The sequence below is a fragment of the Nonomuraea sp. NPDC050022 genome, assembly GCF_044460705.1.
Lineage (GTDB): Bacteria > Actinomycetota > Actinomycetes > Streptosporangiales > Streptosporangiaceae > Nonomuraea.
Genome location: NZ_JBITKE010000005.1, coordinates 353,535 through 370,231, shown reverse-complemented (window position 1 = coordinate 370,231; position 16,697 = coordinate 353,535). Strand labels below are relative to the sequence as shown.

13 protein-coding genes and 1 pseudogene are annotated in these 16,697 nt (G+C 69.9%); 6 read left to right on the top strand and 8 right to left on the bottom strand.

Translation table 11 applies throughout. From position 1 onward, the window contains the following. Positions 1–3,360: a BTAD domain-containing putative transcriptional regulator gene (locus ACIBO2_RS23190; RefSeq protein ID WP_397299013.1), complete on the bottom strand. Its 3,360-nt coding sequence runs from the start codon at positions 3,358–3,360 to the stop codon at positions 1–3. A gap of 19 nt (positions 3,361–3,379) precedes the next feature. On the opposite strand from ACIBO2_RS23190, the gene ACIBO2_RS23185 reads away from it, so the two are divergent. Further along, entirely contained in the window at positions 3,380–4,234 is an 855-nt protein-coding gene (locus ACIBO2_RS23185; RefSeq protein WP_358541787.1) for a TatD family hydrolase, read from the top strand. A gap of 142 nt (positions 4,235–4,376) precedes the next feature. Then, positions 4,377–5,234, top strand: a complete 858-nt coding sequence (locus ACIBO2_RS23180; protein ID WP_358541784.1) for a ubiquitin-like domain-containing protein — start codon at positions 4,377–4,379, stop codon at positions 5,232–5,234. A gap of 112 nt (positions 5,235–5,346) precedes the next feature. Here ACIBO2_RS23180 and ACIBO2_RS23175 read toward each other — a convergent pair whose 3' ends face one another. Both ACIBO2_RS23175 and ACIBO2_RS23170 read right to left on the bottom strand, forming a co-directional pair. After that, a complete protein-coding gene (locus tag ACIBO2_RS23175; protein WP_358542272.1) occupies positions 5,347–6,540 on the bottom strand; it encodes a hypothetical protein in 1,194 nt (397 codons plus the stop codon). Positions 6,541–6,542: 2 nt separating this feature from the next. Further along, positions 6,543–8,534 carry a serine/threonine-protein kinase gene (locus tag ACIBO2_RS23170; protein WP_397299009.1) on the bottom strand — a complete coding sequence of 664 codons (1,992 nt, stop codon included), beginning with the start codon at positions 8,532–8,534 and terminating at the stop codon, positions 6,543–6,545. A gap of 71 nt (positions 8,535–8,605) precedes the next feature. Here ACIBO2_RS23170 and rsmA point away from each other — a divergent pair, with 71 nt between their 5' ends. Both rsmA and ACIBO2_RS23160 read left to right on the top strand, forming a co-directional pair. Further along, positions 8,606–9,469, top strand: a complete 864-nt coding sequence (gene rsmA / locus ACIBO2_RS23165) for a 16S rRNA (adenine(1518)-N(6)/adenine(1519)-N(6))-dimethyltransferase RsmA (RefSeq protein ID WP_358541778.1) — start codon at positions 8,606–8,608, stop codon at positions 9,467–9,469. 1,035 nt (positions 9,470–10,504) lie between these two features. Next, positions 10,505–11,113, top strand: coding sequence for an NlpC/P60 family protein (locus ACIBO2_RS23160; RefSeq protein ID WP_358541775.1), 609 nt, complete (start codon positions 10,505–10,507; stop codon positions 11,111–11,113). A 210-nt stretch (positions 11,114–11,323) separates the two neighbouring features. On the opposite strand, the gene tnpB is transcribed toward ACIBO2_RS23160, so the two are convergent. The 3 genes and pseudogenes from tnpB to ACIBO2_RS23145 form a co-directional block, all read right to left on the bottom strand. Further along, complete coding sequence (gene tnpB / locus ACIBO2_RS23155) at positions 11,324–12,808, bottom strand: IS607 family element RNA-guided endonuclease TnpB (RefSeq protein WP_397299006.1); 1,485 nt, start codon at positions 12,806–12,808, stop codon at positions 11,324–11,326. Then, a pseudogene (locus ACIBO2_RS23150) lies at positions 12,805–13,380 on the bottom strand (IS607 family transposase). Before ACIBO2_RS23150 ends, tnpB begins: the two are co-directional and overlap by 4 nt. A gap of 87 nt (positions 13,381–13,467) precedes the next feature. Further along, positions 13,468–14,175 carry an arginase family protein gene (locus ACIBO2_RS23145; protein ID WP_358541770.1) on the bottom strand — a complete coding sequence of 236 codons (708 nt, stop codon included), beginning with the start codon at positions 14,173–14,175 and terminating at the stop codon, positions 13,468–13,470. A gap of 344 nt (positions 14,176–14,519) precedes the next feature. On the opposite strand from ACIBO2_RS23145, the gene ACIBO2_RS23140 reads away from it, so the two are divergent. Both ACIBO2_RS23140 and ACIBO2_RS23135 read left to right on the top strand, forming a co-directional pair. After that, positions 14,520–14,771 carry a hypothetical protein gene (locus tag ACIBO2_RS23140; protein WP_397299003.1) on the top strand — a complete coding sequence of 84 codons (252 nt, stop codon included), beginning with the start codon at positions 14,520–14,522 and terminating at the stop codon, positions 14,769–14,771. A 277-nt stretch (positions 14,772–15,048) separates the two neighbouring features. Next, entirely contained in the window at positions 15,049–15,366 is a 318-nt protein-coding gene (locus tag ACIBO2_RS23135) for a hypothetical protein (protein ID WP_358541765.1), read from the top strand. Positions 15,367–15,450: 84 nt separating this feature from the next. Here the strand turns inward: ACIBO2_RS23135 and ACIBO2_RS23130 are convergent, their stop codons facing one another. Continuing rightward, the gene (locus ACIBO2_RS23130; protein ID WP_358541762.1) at positions 15,451–15,810 is read right to left on the bottom strand and encodes a hypothetical protein; all 360 of its coding nucleotides are present in this window, start codon (positions 15,808–15,810) and stop codon (positions 15,451–15,453) included. 203 nt (positions 15,811–16,013) lie between these two features. Continuing rightward, complete coding sequence (locus ACIBO2_RS23125) at positions 16,014–16,472, bottom strand: hypothetical protein (RefSeq protein ID WP_358541759.1); 459 nt, start codon at positions 16,470–16,472, stop codon at positions 16,014–16,016. Positions 16,473–16,697: the final 225 nt, after the last annotated feature.

The window sequence follows — 16,697 nt, the reverse complement described above, 5'->3', positions numbered from 1 at the left end:
TCACCGCGGGCTCACCCCGAGCTCACCGGGCAGAGCGCTGATCAGTCGCAACGGTGAGGCGGCGATCGCCGCCTCGGACACGCCCGCCAGGAGGGCCGCTTGGGCGTGGGTGAGCGTCGCGCCCTCGGTCCAGGCCCGCTCGTATGCCTCCTCGCCCAGGATGGCCCGCGCGCGGGCGGAGACGTCCGCGGCGGCGGGGGTCACGGGATGGGTCCCGCCGAGCATCACGGTGGCGGCCCCCAGCAGCTTGGCGGCCATCCACGCGCCGCCAGTGGCCGCTCGCGAGTCGCCAGGGCCGGGCTGCCCGTCGCCCGCGCTGAGGTCGGGTCGCCTGTCGCCCGTGCTGAGGTCGGGTCGCCTGTCGCCCGTGCTGAGGTCGGGTCGTCTGTCGCCCGCGCCGAGGTCGGTGAGTGCGAGCCGGGCGAGCGACTCGAACGCGCCGGCGCTCTCCGGCGCCGGGCCCGTCGCGACCGCGACCTCCACGGCCTGCCGGTATGAGGCCCTGGCCGTGTCGCGGTCGCCGGCGGCCTCCGCGAGGCGGCCCAGCCCGAGCAGGATCCGGACCCTGTTGCCGGTGCTCCTGAGCCACCCGGGATCCGAGCGCCGCAGCGCCCCCTCGTAGAGCTCCCGGGCCCTGACCAGGTCGCCCTCCTCCAGCGCCAGGTCGCCGAGCCCGCGCAGCGCGGAGGCAACGTTCGTCGGCACGCCCACGCGCCGGGCCAGCTCGGCGGCCCGCTCGTAGTCGGCCCTGGCGGCGGCCGGCCCGGCGCGCAGGTTGAGGTCGCCCCGGTTGCACAGCAGATCGGCCAGGTCCTCGGTCGCGCCCAGCTCCTCGGCCAGCGCGATCGCCTCGTCGGTGTGGGCCAGCGCGACCTCCCGGCTGCCGTGCATGCCCGCCATCATGGCCAGCGCGTCGAGCGCGAGCATCGAGCCCCACCGGTCGCCGAGCGCGCGCAGGTCGTCGAGCGCCGAGACCAGATCGGCCTGCGCCTGGGCGTGCTCGCCCCGGGCCATCAGCGAATAGGCCCACATGAACCGGGACATCGCGCGTTCCCACGGGTCAGGGCTGTGCGCGGCCCTGGAGATCACCGCGAGCGTCGCCTCGGGCGCGTGCATGGCTGACGTGATCATCGGCCACAGGAACGTGAGAATGGGATACTCGCGTGCCCCCTCGCCCGTCGACACGATCGCGTCGGCCACGGCGGAGTGGCGGGTCCACAGCTCGCCGGCCGCTTCGTCGCTGGCCGTGGTCAGCAGGCAGAGCACGTACGCGTCGCCGAGGTCCGGATCCGGCTCCGCCTGGTTGAGCAATTCAATGGCCGGAGCCGTGGCCGTGCCGCGCATCCCGCGCATCCACAGGTAGGTGGACTGCGCCGCCAGCAGCCGCATGCCGAGCCGCACATCGCCCGCCTCGGCCGCCCAGCTCAGGGCCGTCCGGAGGTTGTCGTGCTCGGCGGACAGCGACTCCAGCCAGGCGAGCTGCTCGGCCGCGCGCAGGTGCGGGTCGGCCCGCTCGGCGAGGGCGAGGAAGTAGCTCGCGTGCGCACGCCGTACGGAAGGTTCGCCGGTCAGTTCTTCCGCGCAGAAGGCGCGGATGGTCTCCAGCATGCCGTAGCGGCCGTCCGTGACGGTCACCAGTGACTTGTCGGCGAGCGAGTCGAGCAGGTCCTCGGCGTCGGGCAGGCCGCACACCTCGGCGGCGGCCCCGGCCGTCGCGCCGCCCGCGAACACCGTGAGCCGCGCGGCCATCGCGCGTTCGCCCTCGGTGAGCAGCTCCCAGCTCCAGGCGACGACCGCGCGCAGCGTCTGGTGCCGGGCGTCGGCGGTGCGGCTGCCGCGCGACAGCAGCTTGAAACGGTCGGTGCCGAGGCGTCGGGCCAGCTCGCGGGTCTCATGCGTGCGTACGCGGGCGGCGGCCAACTCGATGGCCAGCGGCAGGCCGTCGACCGCCGCGCAGATCTCGCCGACCGCCTCGTCAGCCACGAAATCCGGTCGAACCGCCTTCGCCCGGTCGGTGAACAGCCGGACAGCGTCCGCCTCGGCCAGCGGGCGAACCGGCCAGAGGTGCTCGGCCGTGATGCCCAGCGGCTCGCGGCTGGTCGCCAGGACGCGCAGGTGGGGACAGGCTTCGAGCAGCCGTTCGGCCAGCGCGGCGGTGTCCGCGATCAGGTGCTCGCAGTTGTCCAGGACCAGCAGCAACGGCCGGTCGGCCAGTACGGTGACCAGCCGGCTGAAGAAGTCGTCGGAGGCGGTGGACCGGGGGCCGAGCAGCCCGCCTTCGCGGATGCCCAGTGCCGCGAGCAGCGCGCGCGGGAGGTCGGCGCCCTCGGTGAGGGCGGCCAGCTCGGCGAGGCAGGCGTCGGGGCGCCGCCCGGCGACCTCGACCGCCAGCCGCGTCTTGCCCGCGCCGCCCGGCCCCAGCAGCGTCACCAGGCGGGCTGAGTCGAGCAGTGTGTCGACCGCGGCCAGGTCGTAGGCTCGGCCGACCAACGTGGTTAGCCGGGCCGGTATCCCCGACCTGCCGTTTTGTTCGGCCCACCCCTGTCCAGTCGGCCCCTGTCCAATCGGCCCCTGTTCGGTCAGCCGCTGCTCGGCTGGTCGGGCGGCGGGCTGTGCGGGTGTGGTCTGCGCGCTGGGCGGGGCCAGGTGGGCGAGTTCGCCGCGTAGCAGGCGCTGGTGTAGTCCGGACAGCTCGGGCGAGGGATCGGTGCCCAGCTCGTCGGCCAGCAGCCGCCTGGCCTGCTCGTAGGCGACCAGTGCCTCGGCCGGCCGGCCGTCCGCGCTGAGCGCCCGCATGAGCTGGCCGCGTAGCCGCTCGCGCAGCGGGTGGCGGTCGATCAGCTCGCCGAGCTCCGGGATCGCCGCCCGCTGTGCGCCGCGCCGCAGGTCGGCCTCGATCCGGTCCTCCTGGGCGGCCAGGTGCCGCTCTTCGAGGGGTACGGCGTGCGTCGCGTCGAGGTCGGCGAGCGCGGGGCCGCGCCACAGGGACAGCGCCTCGCCCAGCAACGCGGCGGCCCGGCCGGGATCGATGTCGAGCGCCTGCCGCCCCTCCTCGGCCAGCCGCAGGAACCGGTGCGCGTCGACGTCGCCGGGATCGACGGCCAGCCGGTAGCCCGTGGCCGCCCGCTCGACCATGATGCCGTCGCCGCGCAGCCTCGACACCTGGGAGTGCAGGGCGTGCTGGGCGTTCTTGGGCGGCTGCTCGCCGTACAGGACGTCGATGAGCCGGTCATAGGGGACGACCTCGCCGGGCCGGATGAGCAGCAGGGCCAGCAGTGCTCGCCGGGACCGGCCGCCGAGTGGCACCTCTGCGCCGTCCGCGCGCCAGGCACGGGTGCTGCCGAGAATGCCGAAGCGCATGGACGTTACTTTAGAGGGCGTGAGCAAGATTCCCAGCCCGCCCGAGCCCCTGTCCGCACCGGTGTTCGACAGTCACTGCCACCTCGACATCATGGTCGGCAACCGGCAGGCGTCCTCGGGCGATCCCGTGGCACAGGCGGCGCAGGCGGCTTCGGCGAGCGTACGGAGCATCCTTGACGACTCGCGTGCCGTCGGCGTGACCCGGCTCGTCACGATCGGCTACGACCTGCCCTCCTCCCGGTGGAACGCCGAGGCGGCGGCCGAGCACGAGGGGATCTACGCTGGCGTCGCCATCCACCCCAACGAGGCGCACGCGGCCACGCCCGAGACGCTGGCCGAGATCGAGGCGCTTGCCGGGCGCGACGAGGTGCGGGCGGTGGGGGAGACCGGGCTCGACTACTACCGCGACTGGGCGACCAAAGAGGACCAGCACGCGAGCTTCCGTGCGCACATCGAGATCGCCAAGCGCACCGGTAAGGCGCTGGTCATCCACGACCGTGACGCGCACGACGACGTGCTGAAGGTGCTGGCCGAGGTGGGTGCGCCGCCGGTGGTGGTGTTCCACAGCTTCTCGGGCGACCCCGAAATGGCCAAAAAGTGCGCCGAAGCCGGATATTTCATGTCTTTTTCCGGGCCGGTTACCTACAAGAACGCCTCCTACCTGCGCGAGGCGGCACGGGTGGCGCCGACGGAGCTCATGCTCGTCGAGACCGACGCCCCCTACCTGCCGCCGGTGCCCTATCGGGGCAAGCCCAACGCGCCCTACCTCATTCCCCTCACTCTGCGCTGTCTCGCGGAGGTCAAGGGGGTCCATCCGGATGAGCTGTGCGAGGCCATCAGTGTCAATGGAGTCACGGTCTTCGGAGAGTGGTGACCATCTTTCCGTGAACCGGTAGAGGCGGCGGCGCGGGCGCCACTAGCGTCGTGCCGCCCGAAGCCACTACCGGAGGTAGTCCGTGCGCGGAAAGAGGCGCGCCCCGCGCCCTCGTATTGCCTGGCGATCACCGTGGACACCGGTGATCTGCCTGCTCGCGGTTGTGGCCGTGGGCGGCATCGGGACCGTCGCGGCGCTGGTCAAGAGCGTGGTGCTGGTCGTCGACGGCAAGCCGATGGCGCTGCGCAGCTTCGCCGGCTCGGTGCAGGAACTCCTCGGCGAGGCAGGGGTTTCGGTGGGGTTCGGCGACTCCGTACGCCCGGCCGGACAGGAGGAGATCGCCGACGGAACGCGGATCGTGGTACGCCACGCCCGCCCGATCACGCTGACCCTCGACGGGCGCACCACCCGTCGCCTGGTGACCGCCACGAACGTGGGCGACGCGCTGGCCGAGCTCGACATCAGCCCGGCGGGCGGCCGGCTGTCGGCCCCGCCGACCAAGCATGTGCCGCTGTCCGGGATGTCGCTCTCGGTGTACACGCGGCGTGAGGTGTACGTCGAGGCGGGCGGCCTCCGGATGGCGACCACGACCACCGGCCGGACCATCCGCGAGGTGCTCAGGCAACGCCGCATTCCGGTGCGACCCGGCTACCGGGTGCGCCCGCCGCTCGACAGTTTCCCGGCACAGGGGACCGTCATCAGGGTCAGCCCGCCCGCGCCGCCGCACACCGTGGTCGTGCCGGCGGCCGTGGCGGCGCTCGACTGGGCGGCGCTGGCTCAGTGCATGTCGAACGGCGACCCGCTGGCGGTCAACCCCGCCGGGCCCTATTACGGGATGTACGGGTTCAGCCAGGCCATGTGGACGGCCGTCGGCGGCACCGGGCTACCGCACACCTGGCCGCCGGAGGAGCAGACCTATCGGGCACAGCTCCTTTACCAGCTGGTCGGCGGGCGGTGGCAGGGGCAGTGGCGGGAGTGCGGGGCCCGGCTGTTCGGCTGACCACTTCCCCAGGCTCCGGCCGTTTCCCCAGGCTCCGGCCGTTTCCCCAGGCCCCGGCTGGGTTCGGCCGGTCGGCGGTCGGCCGTTCGGGACGCTGGGGAAGTCGGCTGGATCAACCGGCGATCGATGTGCCGAAGTCGGCTCCCTTGGGCGGTTGGAGCGGCCGCAGCTCGTCGGAGTTGCGGGCCAGCACCATGACCTTGCCGGTCGGGACGGCGTCGGGCTGGCCGATGTAGAGCTTGTTGCCGCTGTAGGCCAGGGACCAGCCGAACAGGCCGTCCGATGTCGGGAGCCTCTTGTCCTCGGCCTCGTTCTTGAGCGACAGCACCCGTACCGCTCCCTCATAGGGTGAGCCGACGGCCACCCTGCCGTCGGCCGAGGCGGCCAGCGAGAAGCCGAACCCGGCGGCCTGCCCCACCCGCCTTGTCGGGCGCATGGCCTGGTCGTAGAGCTGGACGTAGCCACGGCCCGGCGCGGTCACCGCGAAGCCGGACCCCTCGGCGTAGGCCACCGCGTAGCCGTACCTGTCTCCGGCCTCCTTGGTGGGCGAGTCGAGCTTGGCCCCCGAGAGCCTCGGCGCCAGCGCGTTGTCGATGCGGACCGCGGCCCCCGAGTCGGACTTGCCCTGGTCGACCTGGCGGCCGGCGCCGTCGTCGTTCTCGTACGGGACGCCGACGAGCAGGCTGTTGCCCGGTCCGACCGCCACCGACCAGCCGAACTGGTCGCCCACCTCGCCGTTGCCCGGCACCTCCACCGAGTCCTGATTTATCCGGATAAGCCGACCCAGGCCCTGGCGTACGTAGACGGAGCCCGCGTCGGCGATCTGGGCCTGGTCCTCGTACGGCGCGCCGATCGCCACCACGTCGCCCCTCGCGGCCAAAGACCAGCCGAAGTGGGCGTTGCGCTGCGGCTCGGCAGCCGTCAGGCGTTCCGGTCCCTTGCTGTTCCCGCCGTACACGACATAGACCGCACCCGCGTCCCTGACACCGTCCACATCGGCGTAGGGCGCGCCCACCACCAGGTCGGCGCAGGCGTTGCCGGGGTCGATCTTGGCCAGCGTCACCGACCAGCCGAGCGCGTCGCCCTCGATGGCGGGCACTGGCACGGGGATCACCTTGTCCCCGGAGAGGATGTACACCGCACCCTTGCCACCGTCGGCGAACGGATCGCCGACCGCCACGTCCTCCACGCCGTCGCCGTCGAAGTCGCTCGTACCCGCGCACGCGGCCTTCTTGGCAGCGGCTGTCGCCGCGGTGCTCATGCCGCCTATGAGGACGGCCAACGCCAGAAGCGCCGCACCGATCATCTTCACAACCGGACCTCGATCTGGTTACCGTTCTTGAGCCTGGTCGCGAGGAGTTGCACCGGTTTGCGGTACAGCGGCAGGTCGAACACGAACGCGTTGTCGATGCGGTCACCCGCGGTGATCGCGGCCGGGAACGCGGGCTCCACCGGGTCGTGACGTCCGCCCTTGTCGTCGAGCAGCGAGACGATCGGGTCGCCGATCTCCTGGCGCTCGCCTCCGGGGTTCAGCATCGTCCAGCGGACCACGCACAACTGGCCCAGGGTCTGGGTCTTGCCCTCGTACTCCTTCAGACCGCACTGCGGGGCCGCCGCCACGATGAGCTGCGGGTCGTCGAAGGACTTGCCGAGGGCGAACCGGTGACCGAGGTCGTTGGGCCGCGCCGAGGCGGACGCCGTCTGGGTCTGCGACTGGACGGGCAGCGTGGTGTTGCGGCTGGAGGTCACGATGAGGACGGCGAAGGTGACGGCGATGGCCGCCACGGCCGCGGCGGCCGCGATGAGCCACCGGGTGCTCAGGGACCGTCCGGGGGCTGGGGCCTGGGTGTCGTCCGTGGACAGCGCCTCTGCCTGGAGCCCCGGATTCGTCTGGCGACCCTGTACGTTCAGCTCCTCCTGACGGACCTGAGCCTGGGCTTGGACCTGAACCTGAGCCTGGTCCGGCTGCTGCGTCTGCTCGGGTAAGCGGGCCTGCTCCTTCTTTGCACTCGGCTTCTTGAGCAGCGCTTTCTTGGCGGTCGGCTGCTGGGGGGTGGGCACCTCCCAGCGCGCCAGTTCCTCGCGAGCCGCCTGCTCCTCCCGGCGAGCCAACTCCTGCAGATCGGGCTGCTCCTGCCCTGGCGACGACTGTGCCTGGAACGCCTGCTGCGGCTGAGGCACTTGCTGCCTCTGCGCTCCCGCCTGCGCCCCCGCCTGCGCTCCCGCCTGTGACCCAGGCTGTGAGCCCTGCTGTGACCCCGGCGTCGCCTCCGGCCGAGATGGCGGCTGGGAAGGGTCGTTCGCCACGGCCGGTCCCTTGGCCGTGGTGTCGCTGGGCGGCGGCGTGGCGAACGTGGCCGTAATGTCGGGCTCGTTCACCACGTTCTGCGGCGGCTCCCAGTCGTCGAGCAGCCCGGGAGCCACCAGAGTCGGCGGATCGACCGCCGGTGCCGTCGATGTCGCCGCGGGGGCGGGCGCAGTGCCTCCGACCAGGGCGATCAGCAGGTCCTGGGCGGTGGGCCGCTGAGCCGGATCCATGTCGGTAGCCCGCCGGACCAGCTCATCGAGCGGCGCGGGCAGAGCGCCCAGGTCCGGCGGCGCGTTCAGTACACGCGTCGCGAGTGTGATGGGGTCGCCGCGCCCGAACGGGTGGCGCCCATTACCGGCGTACGCGATCAGGCAGCCCCAGGCGAAGATGTCGACGGCGGGAGTGACCGTTTCCCCGCGTACCTGCTCGGGCGCCCACCAGCCGGGACTGCCCAGCAGCTCACCGGACATGGTGAACCCGGTCTCCCTGTCGAGCGCCCTGGCGATGCCGAAGTCGATCACTCGCGGCCCGGACAGCGACAATATGACATTGGCCGGCTTGAGATCCCTGTGCACCAGCCCGGCGACGTGGATCGCCGCCAGCGCCGCCGCGACTCCCAGCGCGACGCCGTGCAGCGGCCCCGGGTCCAGCGCGCCGTACTTGGCGATCTGGTCCGACAGCGGGGTGCCGCCGATGTATTCGGTCACCATGTACGGGCGGCTGTCGCCAGTGTTGCCGTTGTCCAGCACCTGGGCCGTACAGAACGATGCCACCCGTCGCGCGTTCTCCACCTCGGCGTGAAAGCGGTCCGCGAACCCTTGCTGGTTGGCGAACTCGGCCTTCACCACCTTGACCGCGACAAACCGCCCCGTCGGTGCCCTGGCCAGGAACACCGTACCCATGCCGCCCTCGCCGAGTCGGCCGAGCAGCCGGTACGGGCCGATTTCCCGCAGATCCGTCGGGCGGAGCGGCGCGGCGCCCGTTGGCTCCATCAAGGACGTCCCTTCCTGTTCCACGCCCATCCTCCCCTGTGGTGCCCCCATCCGCCATCGCAGGTTCTTCGATGCGGGAGACTGGTTGGATGATGAGCCTGTTGGGCCCTGCAGAAATACGTATTTTGGCGGATAAGCTAAATCTTCGTCCGACGAAAAAGCTAGGCCAAAACTTCGTGATCGACGCGGGAACCGTGCGGCGCATCGTCAGAGTGGCCGCACTGGCCCCAGACGACGTGATCATAGAGGTGGGCCCCGGCCTCGGCTCACTCACCCTCGCACTGCTCCCCGAGGCCCAGCACGTGGTGGCCGTCGAGATCGACCCCGTACTCGCGGGCCAGCTCCCGCTGACCGTGGCGGGCCGTGGCCTCGGCGACAAGCTCACGGTCGTGGAGGCCGACGCCATGCGCATCACCTCCGCCGACCTGCTGGGCCACACGCCCACCGCCCTGGTCGCGAACCTCCCGTACAACGTCGCGGTCCCGGTGGTCCTGCACCTGCTGCAAGTGCTGCCGTCACTGCGCAAGGGCCTCGTGATGGTCCAGTCGGAAGTGGCCGACCGCCTGGCGGCCGGCCCCGGGTCGAAGGTGTACGGAGTGCCGTCGGTGAAGGCCGCCTGGTACGCGGACGTACGGCGAGCGGGCCCGGTGGGGCGGACGGTTTTCTGGCCCGCACCGAACGTGGATTCCGGCCTCGTCTCCATGGCCCGCCGGGACCCGCCTGAGACCTCAGCTTCGCGCGAGGAGGTGTTCGCGGTGATCGACGCCGCGTTCGCACAGCGCCGCAAGACGCTGCGGGCCGCGCTGGCATCCTGGGCCGGCAGCCCCGCGGAGGCCGAAACCGCCTTGCGGGCGGCCGGGGTGGACCCGTCCGCGCGGGGTGAGCAACTCGACGTAACAGCCTTCGCCCGAATCGCCGAGGCCAAGCCCTCGTAGGTCGAGCGGGTACGGCTCGCAAGCCCCGGTCGATCGCGCGCTTGAGGGGATCCGCGTCTGTGGGGATCCGTGCCCGAGGAGATCCCCGCGTGTGGGGGATCCGGATGACGTCCCGCAGGGCGGTGTACTTTCTCACCCGCTCAGCCCTGTTCGCCCACGTAGGAAACGCACAACGAGATCGTTGATCCACCACTGGGTGGGACACCACTGGGATTATCATCATCCCGCTCCCGAGGGGGACTCGCGCCCAAGGGGCCCGCGTGCTTAGGCGATCGGACTTCGGGTCCTGGAAGCCACAAAAGCCACCCCCGGCCACCCCAGTTATCCACAGAGAGTCGCCTCCACAACCCCGGTTATCCACAGAACCCCGCTCGGCTCCCCGCCCCCAAGCCCGATCGCAAGATCCTGGGGCCTCCGTTCCGCACGTCGCAGGAGGCCCACATGACCCCCCGCTCCGCCCTGCCCCGCCGCTTCGGCCTGCCCCTTCACTCTGGTCTGGGCACTCGCTTGAGCCCGGCCACCAGCCCCGCCCCGACCCCTCACCCCGACCTGGGAATCCGCTCCAGCCCAGCCACCCACTCCGGCCTGAACATCCGCTCCAGCTCAGCCGCCAGCCCCGCCCTGAACACCAGCGCGAACACCAGCCATGCTGCGAACACCGCTGTGACCACCGGCCCCGCTCTGAACACCCGCTCTGCCCTGGATCCTCGCCCCGCCCTGACCCTCCGCCCTGCTCTTACCGGGCTCGCGGTCGGAGGAGGCACCCTCGCGGCGCTTCTCGCATTCCCCAACATGGCTGCCGCCGCGAGCACCAGCGCGACCTCACTCAAGCCACCGACCATCCAGTGCTTCCACTTGATCGCCCTACCCACCAAACCCGTGAACGGCGCGCGTGATACGAGCCCCGTGAGCGATGGACGCAATAGGAGCCTCGTAAACGGCGGGCGCAATACAAGTCCCGCGAACAGCGGACACGATACGAGGCTCCCCCAGGACGTCCCGTCAATGACACTCTTGGCCCCGCCTCCTGAGGGCGTGGACCATTCTGATGGCGCCGACCTTCCCGGTGGCGCGGACCAGCAGCCCATCTACGTCCTCATCCCCCTACCCCCAGAAGCCTGCCCCGCCCCCAACCCCCCGGCCACAATCCCCGGAGACCCCGGAGACCCCGGAGACACGCCGCCCAAGCCAAGACCCACCAAGCCTGGGATCAAGCCCGGGACCAAGCCCCGGACCAAGGGCGACATCGCGGTGGCAGCCGCCATCGACCAGTTGGGCACCCCGTTCTCGTGGGGCGGCGGCACGCCGTCGGGCCCCACCACAGGCGTAGGCAGGGGAGCCCACACCAAGGGCTTCGACTGCAGCGGCCTGACCCTCTACGCCTGGTCCAAAGCTGGCATAAGGCTCGGCCACTACACAGGCACCCAGTTCCGCCAGGGCCGCAGAGTCACACTCGGCGAGCTACGCAAGGGCGACCTGGTCTTCTTCGGTGGCGGCACCGGCGACCCCACACATGTTGGCCTCAACCTCGGTGGCGGCGTAATGATCCACGCCCCCAAAACCGGCGACGTGGTCAGAAGAACCCCGTTCCTAACCTCCACCTACTATCGCCCCCTATACCGAGGCGCCGTACGCCCAGGCTGATCCCGACAGCCAACAGCACCCCCGAGCCACTCCTGGCCCCCACCACCGCACGAGGGTCGGCTTTCGTGCCCGGGCCGCAGCCACCGAGCCACCCCGGCCCTCACCACCGCACGAGGACGAGTTCCTGTTCCGGCCGCACCCATCCGTTGCTGAAAGCCTCAACGGCTCTCAGCAATCCCGGCCTTTCGGCCGGGAAGGTCCTTGACGGTGTCACGACAGCCCAAGCTGGGTTGTAGCGTCCTGATGAAGGTCTCTCGTTTCCTTCCGCTGCTGCGGGATCGCGCCACCTGCCCGCCCACCCGCGGCCTGATGGCTGCGGGTGGTGGTGCGGGTCTTCTGGTCGGCTCCACGAGGGTTCGGCGCTGGCGCGCTCTGGTCTCCGGCCACTCCGGTACCAGTGGTGCAGTCCGCCGCGAGGGCGGCGAGGTTGCGTGCGGCGTTCTCGTCCCGGTCTATGACCAGGTCGCAGGCGTCGCAGGTGAAGACTCGGACGTGCAGCGGCAGCTTGGCTTTCACCGCGCCGCAGCCCGAGCAGGTCTTGGAGGAGGGAAACCAGCGGTCCGCGACCACGGTGCGTCCGTTGTTCCAGCCGCTCTTGTAGGTGAGTTGGCGCCGGATCTCCCCGAACCCGGCGTCGGCGATCTTCCGTGCCAGGCGACGGTTCTTGAGCATCCCGGCGACGTTGAGGTCTTCGACGACCACGGTGCCGTACTCGCCGGTGATGCGGGTGGTCAGTTTGCGCAGGGCGTCGGCGCGAAGGTTCCCGACCCGGTGGTGCACCTTGTTGCGCTGCTCGCCGGCCTTCCGCCACCGCTTCGATGGGGCCTGCCCGGTGCGCCGGTCCGGGCCCTGTCGGCGGGAGACACGGCGCGACAGGCGCTTCAGGGTCTTCAGCGCGATGTCGTAGTGGGCCGGGTTCGGCTCGTAGCGGATCTCGCCCAGACTGTCGGCCGTCACCGCCAGGTGCTTCACGCCGAGGTCAACGCCCACAGCATCATCGGGCCGCGTCACGCGTTGTGTCTCGCGCTCGACCTCGACCTGGAAGGACGCCAACCACCGGCCCCGCTCGTGCCGGACGGTGGCGGACAGGATGCGGGCGCTGCCGTTACCGACGCGGCGCTGGAGCTTGCGGGTGGACTCGTGGGTGCGGATCGTCCCGAGCCGGGGCAGGGTCACATGCCTGCGGTCGGGCTCGAGCCGGATCGTGCCGGTGGTGAACCGGCAGGCCGGCCTGGCCTTGTGCTTGGACTTGCGCCGGGGCTTGCCCATCCGACGCCCTTTGCGCTTGCCGTTCTTCGACGTGGCGTAGTTGTCGAACGCCGCCGCGGCGCCGGCCAGGCCGGTGTTGTAGGCCTCCTTGGAGTTCTCGCTCCACCAGTCGGCGAAGCGCGGATCAGTGTGCTTGACCGTGTTGAACACTTTGCGTAGAGACGGCAGCGACCACGGTCGCCACTCGGTCAGCTCATCCTCGCCGACCCCGTAGGTCTGTTCGGCGGCCCGCTGGGACCACGACGCACGAACCCAAGAAACGGCCCAGTTGAACGCGGCACGGGCGGCCCCGCAGTGCGATCGCAGCGCTTGCTCCTGGATGCTGTTCGGGTCCAGGGCGAACCGGTAGGCCTGCACCACGAAACCGGGCTGCGGCTCGAACGTGCGCCGCTTCTTCTCCGGCGCCTGTTCGGCCCTCTCGCTCACTCGGCGTCTTCGCTGGTCGCCACCGCCACCGCACGCTCGGCACGGTTCTTCGCCGCCCGCTGCCCATACAGACGGGCGCACATCGACGTGAGCACCTCGGTCATGTCCCGCACCAGGTCGTCGGTGCTCTCCTCCGGATCGAGGACGACCAACTCCCGGCCTGTCGCAGCGAGCGCGGCTTGCAGATGCTCGACACCGAACCGGGCAAGTCGGTCCTTATGCTCGACCACGATCACCTGGGCATCCGGATCAGCGAGCACACGGTGCAGCTTGCGCCGCTCGCCGTTCAGCCCCGACCCGATCTCGGTCACGACCTCACCCACGGCCAGGCCGCGTCCGGCGGCCTCGGTGACCACGCGGGCGACCTGCCGGTCAAGGTCGGTCTTCTGGTCGGAGGAGGAAACACGGCACTACGCCACCACACGGCCGCCCGCGGGCCGCTCGGGCTAGTGCACGAACCACACCCCGGTCGGAGACTGCGACACTGGCACGGGCATCTTCCCGGCCTTCGCCCACCGCCAAGCGGTTTGATAGTGCACGCCCTCACGAGCGGCCCAATCGGACAACCTCACGAGATCAATATAGATGATTGGTGACCAATGATGAGGCATTAAGCAACAGCCGGAAGCCCCCCGATTCACCGGGTGCGGCCCGGCTCCTTAAGCACGAGCGCAGACTTTGACCAACTTCTCGACCAGAGGCGCGAGCAACTCCTGATCCTCGGGCCTGCCCGGCTCATACTCCACGATCCCCAGCCCTGCCACTTCGAACCGCTCCGCCACCGCGCTGACCAGTCCAAGCAACCCATCAGGTCGCATCCCGCCCGGGGCCGGCGTCCCCACGCTGGCGAACACTTCCGGATCCAGCACATCAAGATCGATATGTAGGTAGACGACCTTCTCCTCGAATGCACGCTCCTTCGGAAAGTCGCCCCGCTCCCGATCGAAACCAGCTGAAGCGATCGCATCGACCAGCGTCGCGGAGTCCGGCATGCCCAGGTGGCACACCCCACTCGCCTCAACGAACGCACCCTCGGCCGGATCGAGATCTCGCACCCCGGCGAGCACGATCTGCCACGGACGGACCAGTTCCTCGGGCACCAGCCCCTCCGGTCCTTCACCGGTGAGGGCCCGCAGCACCATCCCGTGAAACGCCCCAGACGGTGAGTCGGCCGGCGTATTGAGATCCCCATGAGCATCGAACCAGACGACAACCAGCCGATCCCCGTACGTTCGCCGAGCCGCCGCCACCGGCTCCAACTCGACCCCGCAATCACCTCCAGCAGTGACCATGAGCCCCTCGCCCACTTGCGACATCACCGCCCGCATTCGAGAAGCCGTGATGACCAGATCATCATCGACTTGCACACGCAGTCGCCGCGTCGCAGGCACCATCCCGGCCACCAACTGGGCCCCCTCCCGAAGCCGCTCCGCCGTAGCAGACCCCGACCCCCGCCACTGCGGCACCTCAACAACCGTCACTTCCGACAAAATGCCCCCTTTCTCTCCAAAAGCCCTTATTTCCCCCAATCTAACGCCGGCCGGGTCGAGTCACTTGCCGCCATGCTTCGCGCGGTCTGTGCCTTCCGAGTGGTGTCCCGCCGAGCAGCGAATCAACGATGTAGTGACACGTCGTCTGCCAGGCCGCATGAGGGGCTGGACGGTTTTCGGCCGGTCAACTGAACACACCCGGGACCGCGACCGCCCGCGAGGTGCTCACCCGGTTGCACCTGCTCAACCCGCAACTCACCCTGCTCTGGGTCGGCACCGCTTATGGTGGCGAGCTGGTCGTGTGGGCCGGTACCGCTTATGGTGGCGAGCTGGTCGTGTGGGCCGATGAGCACCTCCAGCCAACCCTCAAGATCGTGTTTCGGCCCTGGGGCCAAGCCGGTCCCTGGTGCTACCTCCGGCGTTGGATCGTCGAGCGCACGCTGTGGCTGCCTGCGCTCACTCCATCAGGCTGAGAAGCGCATCGCCATCGGTGTGCGACAGCTTCTCCCCGCACTTGACCACCGAACGCTGCCGCCGAGTCGCGGACGGTGATCTATCGCATAGTCGAGGACCAGCGGCGGGATTCGGCACGGTCGGCACCCCGTACCCGGCCTTGATCGGTGCCGCTGGGACGACTAGCCTGATCGCCGTGTTGCCGGAAGGCGGGGCCGAGACGATCGCGTCAGGCGGGAAGAGCCCCGACCACGATGAGCTCGACCACGACGCCATGGAGTTCGGGACCGACAGACGATGAGCGCGGAAGAGGATTTCAAGCAGGTCGGCGCCGAGCTTGCCGACCTGGGTGTACGGATCTCCAGGATGATGGGGAGTCCCGCGCTCAAAGATCAGGCCGGGAAGGTGTTCGCGAGCCTGCAGCGCGACGGCGCGATGGTGTTCCGGCTGGTCAGGGACACCCCCGAACACGCAGCCGCGCTCCAGCTGGCCGGGGCGTCCCTGTTCGACCCCTCGGAGCAGGGCAGGGTGATGAAGGACTGGGTGGTCGTGCCCCACTCCTCGGCCGAGGAATGGACGGATCTGGCTGAGGCTGCCCTCAGCCGCCCACGCTGATCATTGAACCAGGTCGACGGTGTGGTGGTGGGTGCCCAAGACGGGCAGGACACGGAGCATGGTGTCGGCGAGGTTGGCTTGCCGCTAGCGCAGCCACCGCAGAGCCGCGTCGGCGCAGTCATCGGGGCTGCTGTTGAAGGCGATGGCCGCGTCGGGCGCGTGCTGTCGGACCAGGTTGACCGCCTTCTCGAAGAGTTCGAGTAACGGCTCGTGCTTGCGGATGCCGCCCCCGATCACCACGCAGACGTAGTCTTTGCGGGTCAGCGCCTCCACGATCGCTCCTTCGGGGTTCTCGTCGAGTGCCAACAGGCACCAGTCGGCCTCGATACCATGATCGTCGAAACGGGCCTGACCGCGTGCCATCGCCGCCTGAACTGGCTCCGGGTCCCAGCCCTGGATCTTGGCGGGATCGAGGCCGACCACCAGTACTTGTGCCACTGTCACGCCTCCTCCTTCTCAAAGAACGTTCTGTCGGCGCGATGGTTGAAGGTGATGTCTGGGCGCATCGAACATCGCCGACCTCCTCCAGCGGGCGCCACGCTATCCCGATCTTGCCACGCGTGCTTCTCGACGTGCTCTCGTCAGAGTGGCAGGACATTGCGCCAGATGCTGGGTACTGAGTCGGCTGCGGCTCCCGCATGGACGGCTCAGGCCAGGGCCGAGATCTCGATCCGGGTGTGGTCGGTGGGGTCCACCAGGCACGACAGCACGACGTTCCCCCGCTCCAGGTGTTCCCCCATGGACGAGGTGAGCCGGGCCGTGCGCTCGATCTCGTACGGGCTGCCGGCCTGAGGGGTCACGCGAAGCCGCAGCAGCCAGATGTAACGTCCGTTGAACTTGTTGGACGTCTCCTCAATCCCCAAGACCGCCGCGTTGCACGGCACCGCGACCGCACGCTCCTCTGGTGTGAAGATTCGCAGCGCGGCGGATTCCATGCTCGCGAACGAGATGGAGCCCATGGCGAGCAGCCCCGCACCCAGGAGGAGGAACATCGCGCTGACGTACGCCCCGACCCGGGTGTGCGGCTTTCGCCGCAACACGAGGAACAACACCACGGCCACGATCACTGCGATCACGGCGAATGTCCCGAAGACGATCGATGGCATCGTTCTTCCTCACGCTGAGAGGCAGAGTCTGGCAGCCGGCCTTGTCCGTTCCGATGTCGATAGTTGATCAGATGTCGCTTGCATGGTGGCTGCAGCCCGCATGATCGCGTAGCTGCTCTCGTATGCGGCACTCGTGCGACATTCCGCCAGGCGGGCCGGAGGAGCCCTCAGCGCACTGGCATCTGGCACCGTAGCCGCTGGCGTCCGCAGCGCCGGAGAATCGCC

Coding starts and splice junctions, on each gene's coding strand:
- ACIBO2_RS23170 (WP_397299009.1), bottom strand. CDS start 8,534: ATGGAGCCAACGGGCGCCGCGCCGCTCCGCCCGACGGATCTGCGGGAA.
- ACIBO2_RS23125 (WP_358541759.1), bottom strand. CDS start 16,472: ATGCCATCGATCGTCTTCGGGACATTCGCCGTGATCGCAGTGATCGTG.
- ACIBO2_RS23190 (WP_397299013.1), bottom strand. CDS start 3,360: ATGCGCTTCGGCATTCTCGGCAGCACCCGTGCCTGGCGCGCGGACGGC.
- ACIBO2_RS23175 (WP_358542272.1), bottom strand. CDS start 6,540: ATGATCGGTGCGGCGCTTCTGGCGTTGGCCGTCCTCATAGGCGGCATG.
- rsmA (WP_358541778.1), top strand. CDS start 8,606: ATGCGGGAGACTGGTTGGATGATGAGCCTGTTGGGCCCTGCAGAAATA.
- ACIBO2_RS23135 (WP_358541765.1), top strand. CDS start 15,049: ATGAGCGCGGAAGAGGATTTCAAGCAGGTCGGCGCCGAGCTTGCCGAC.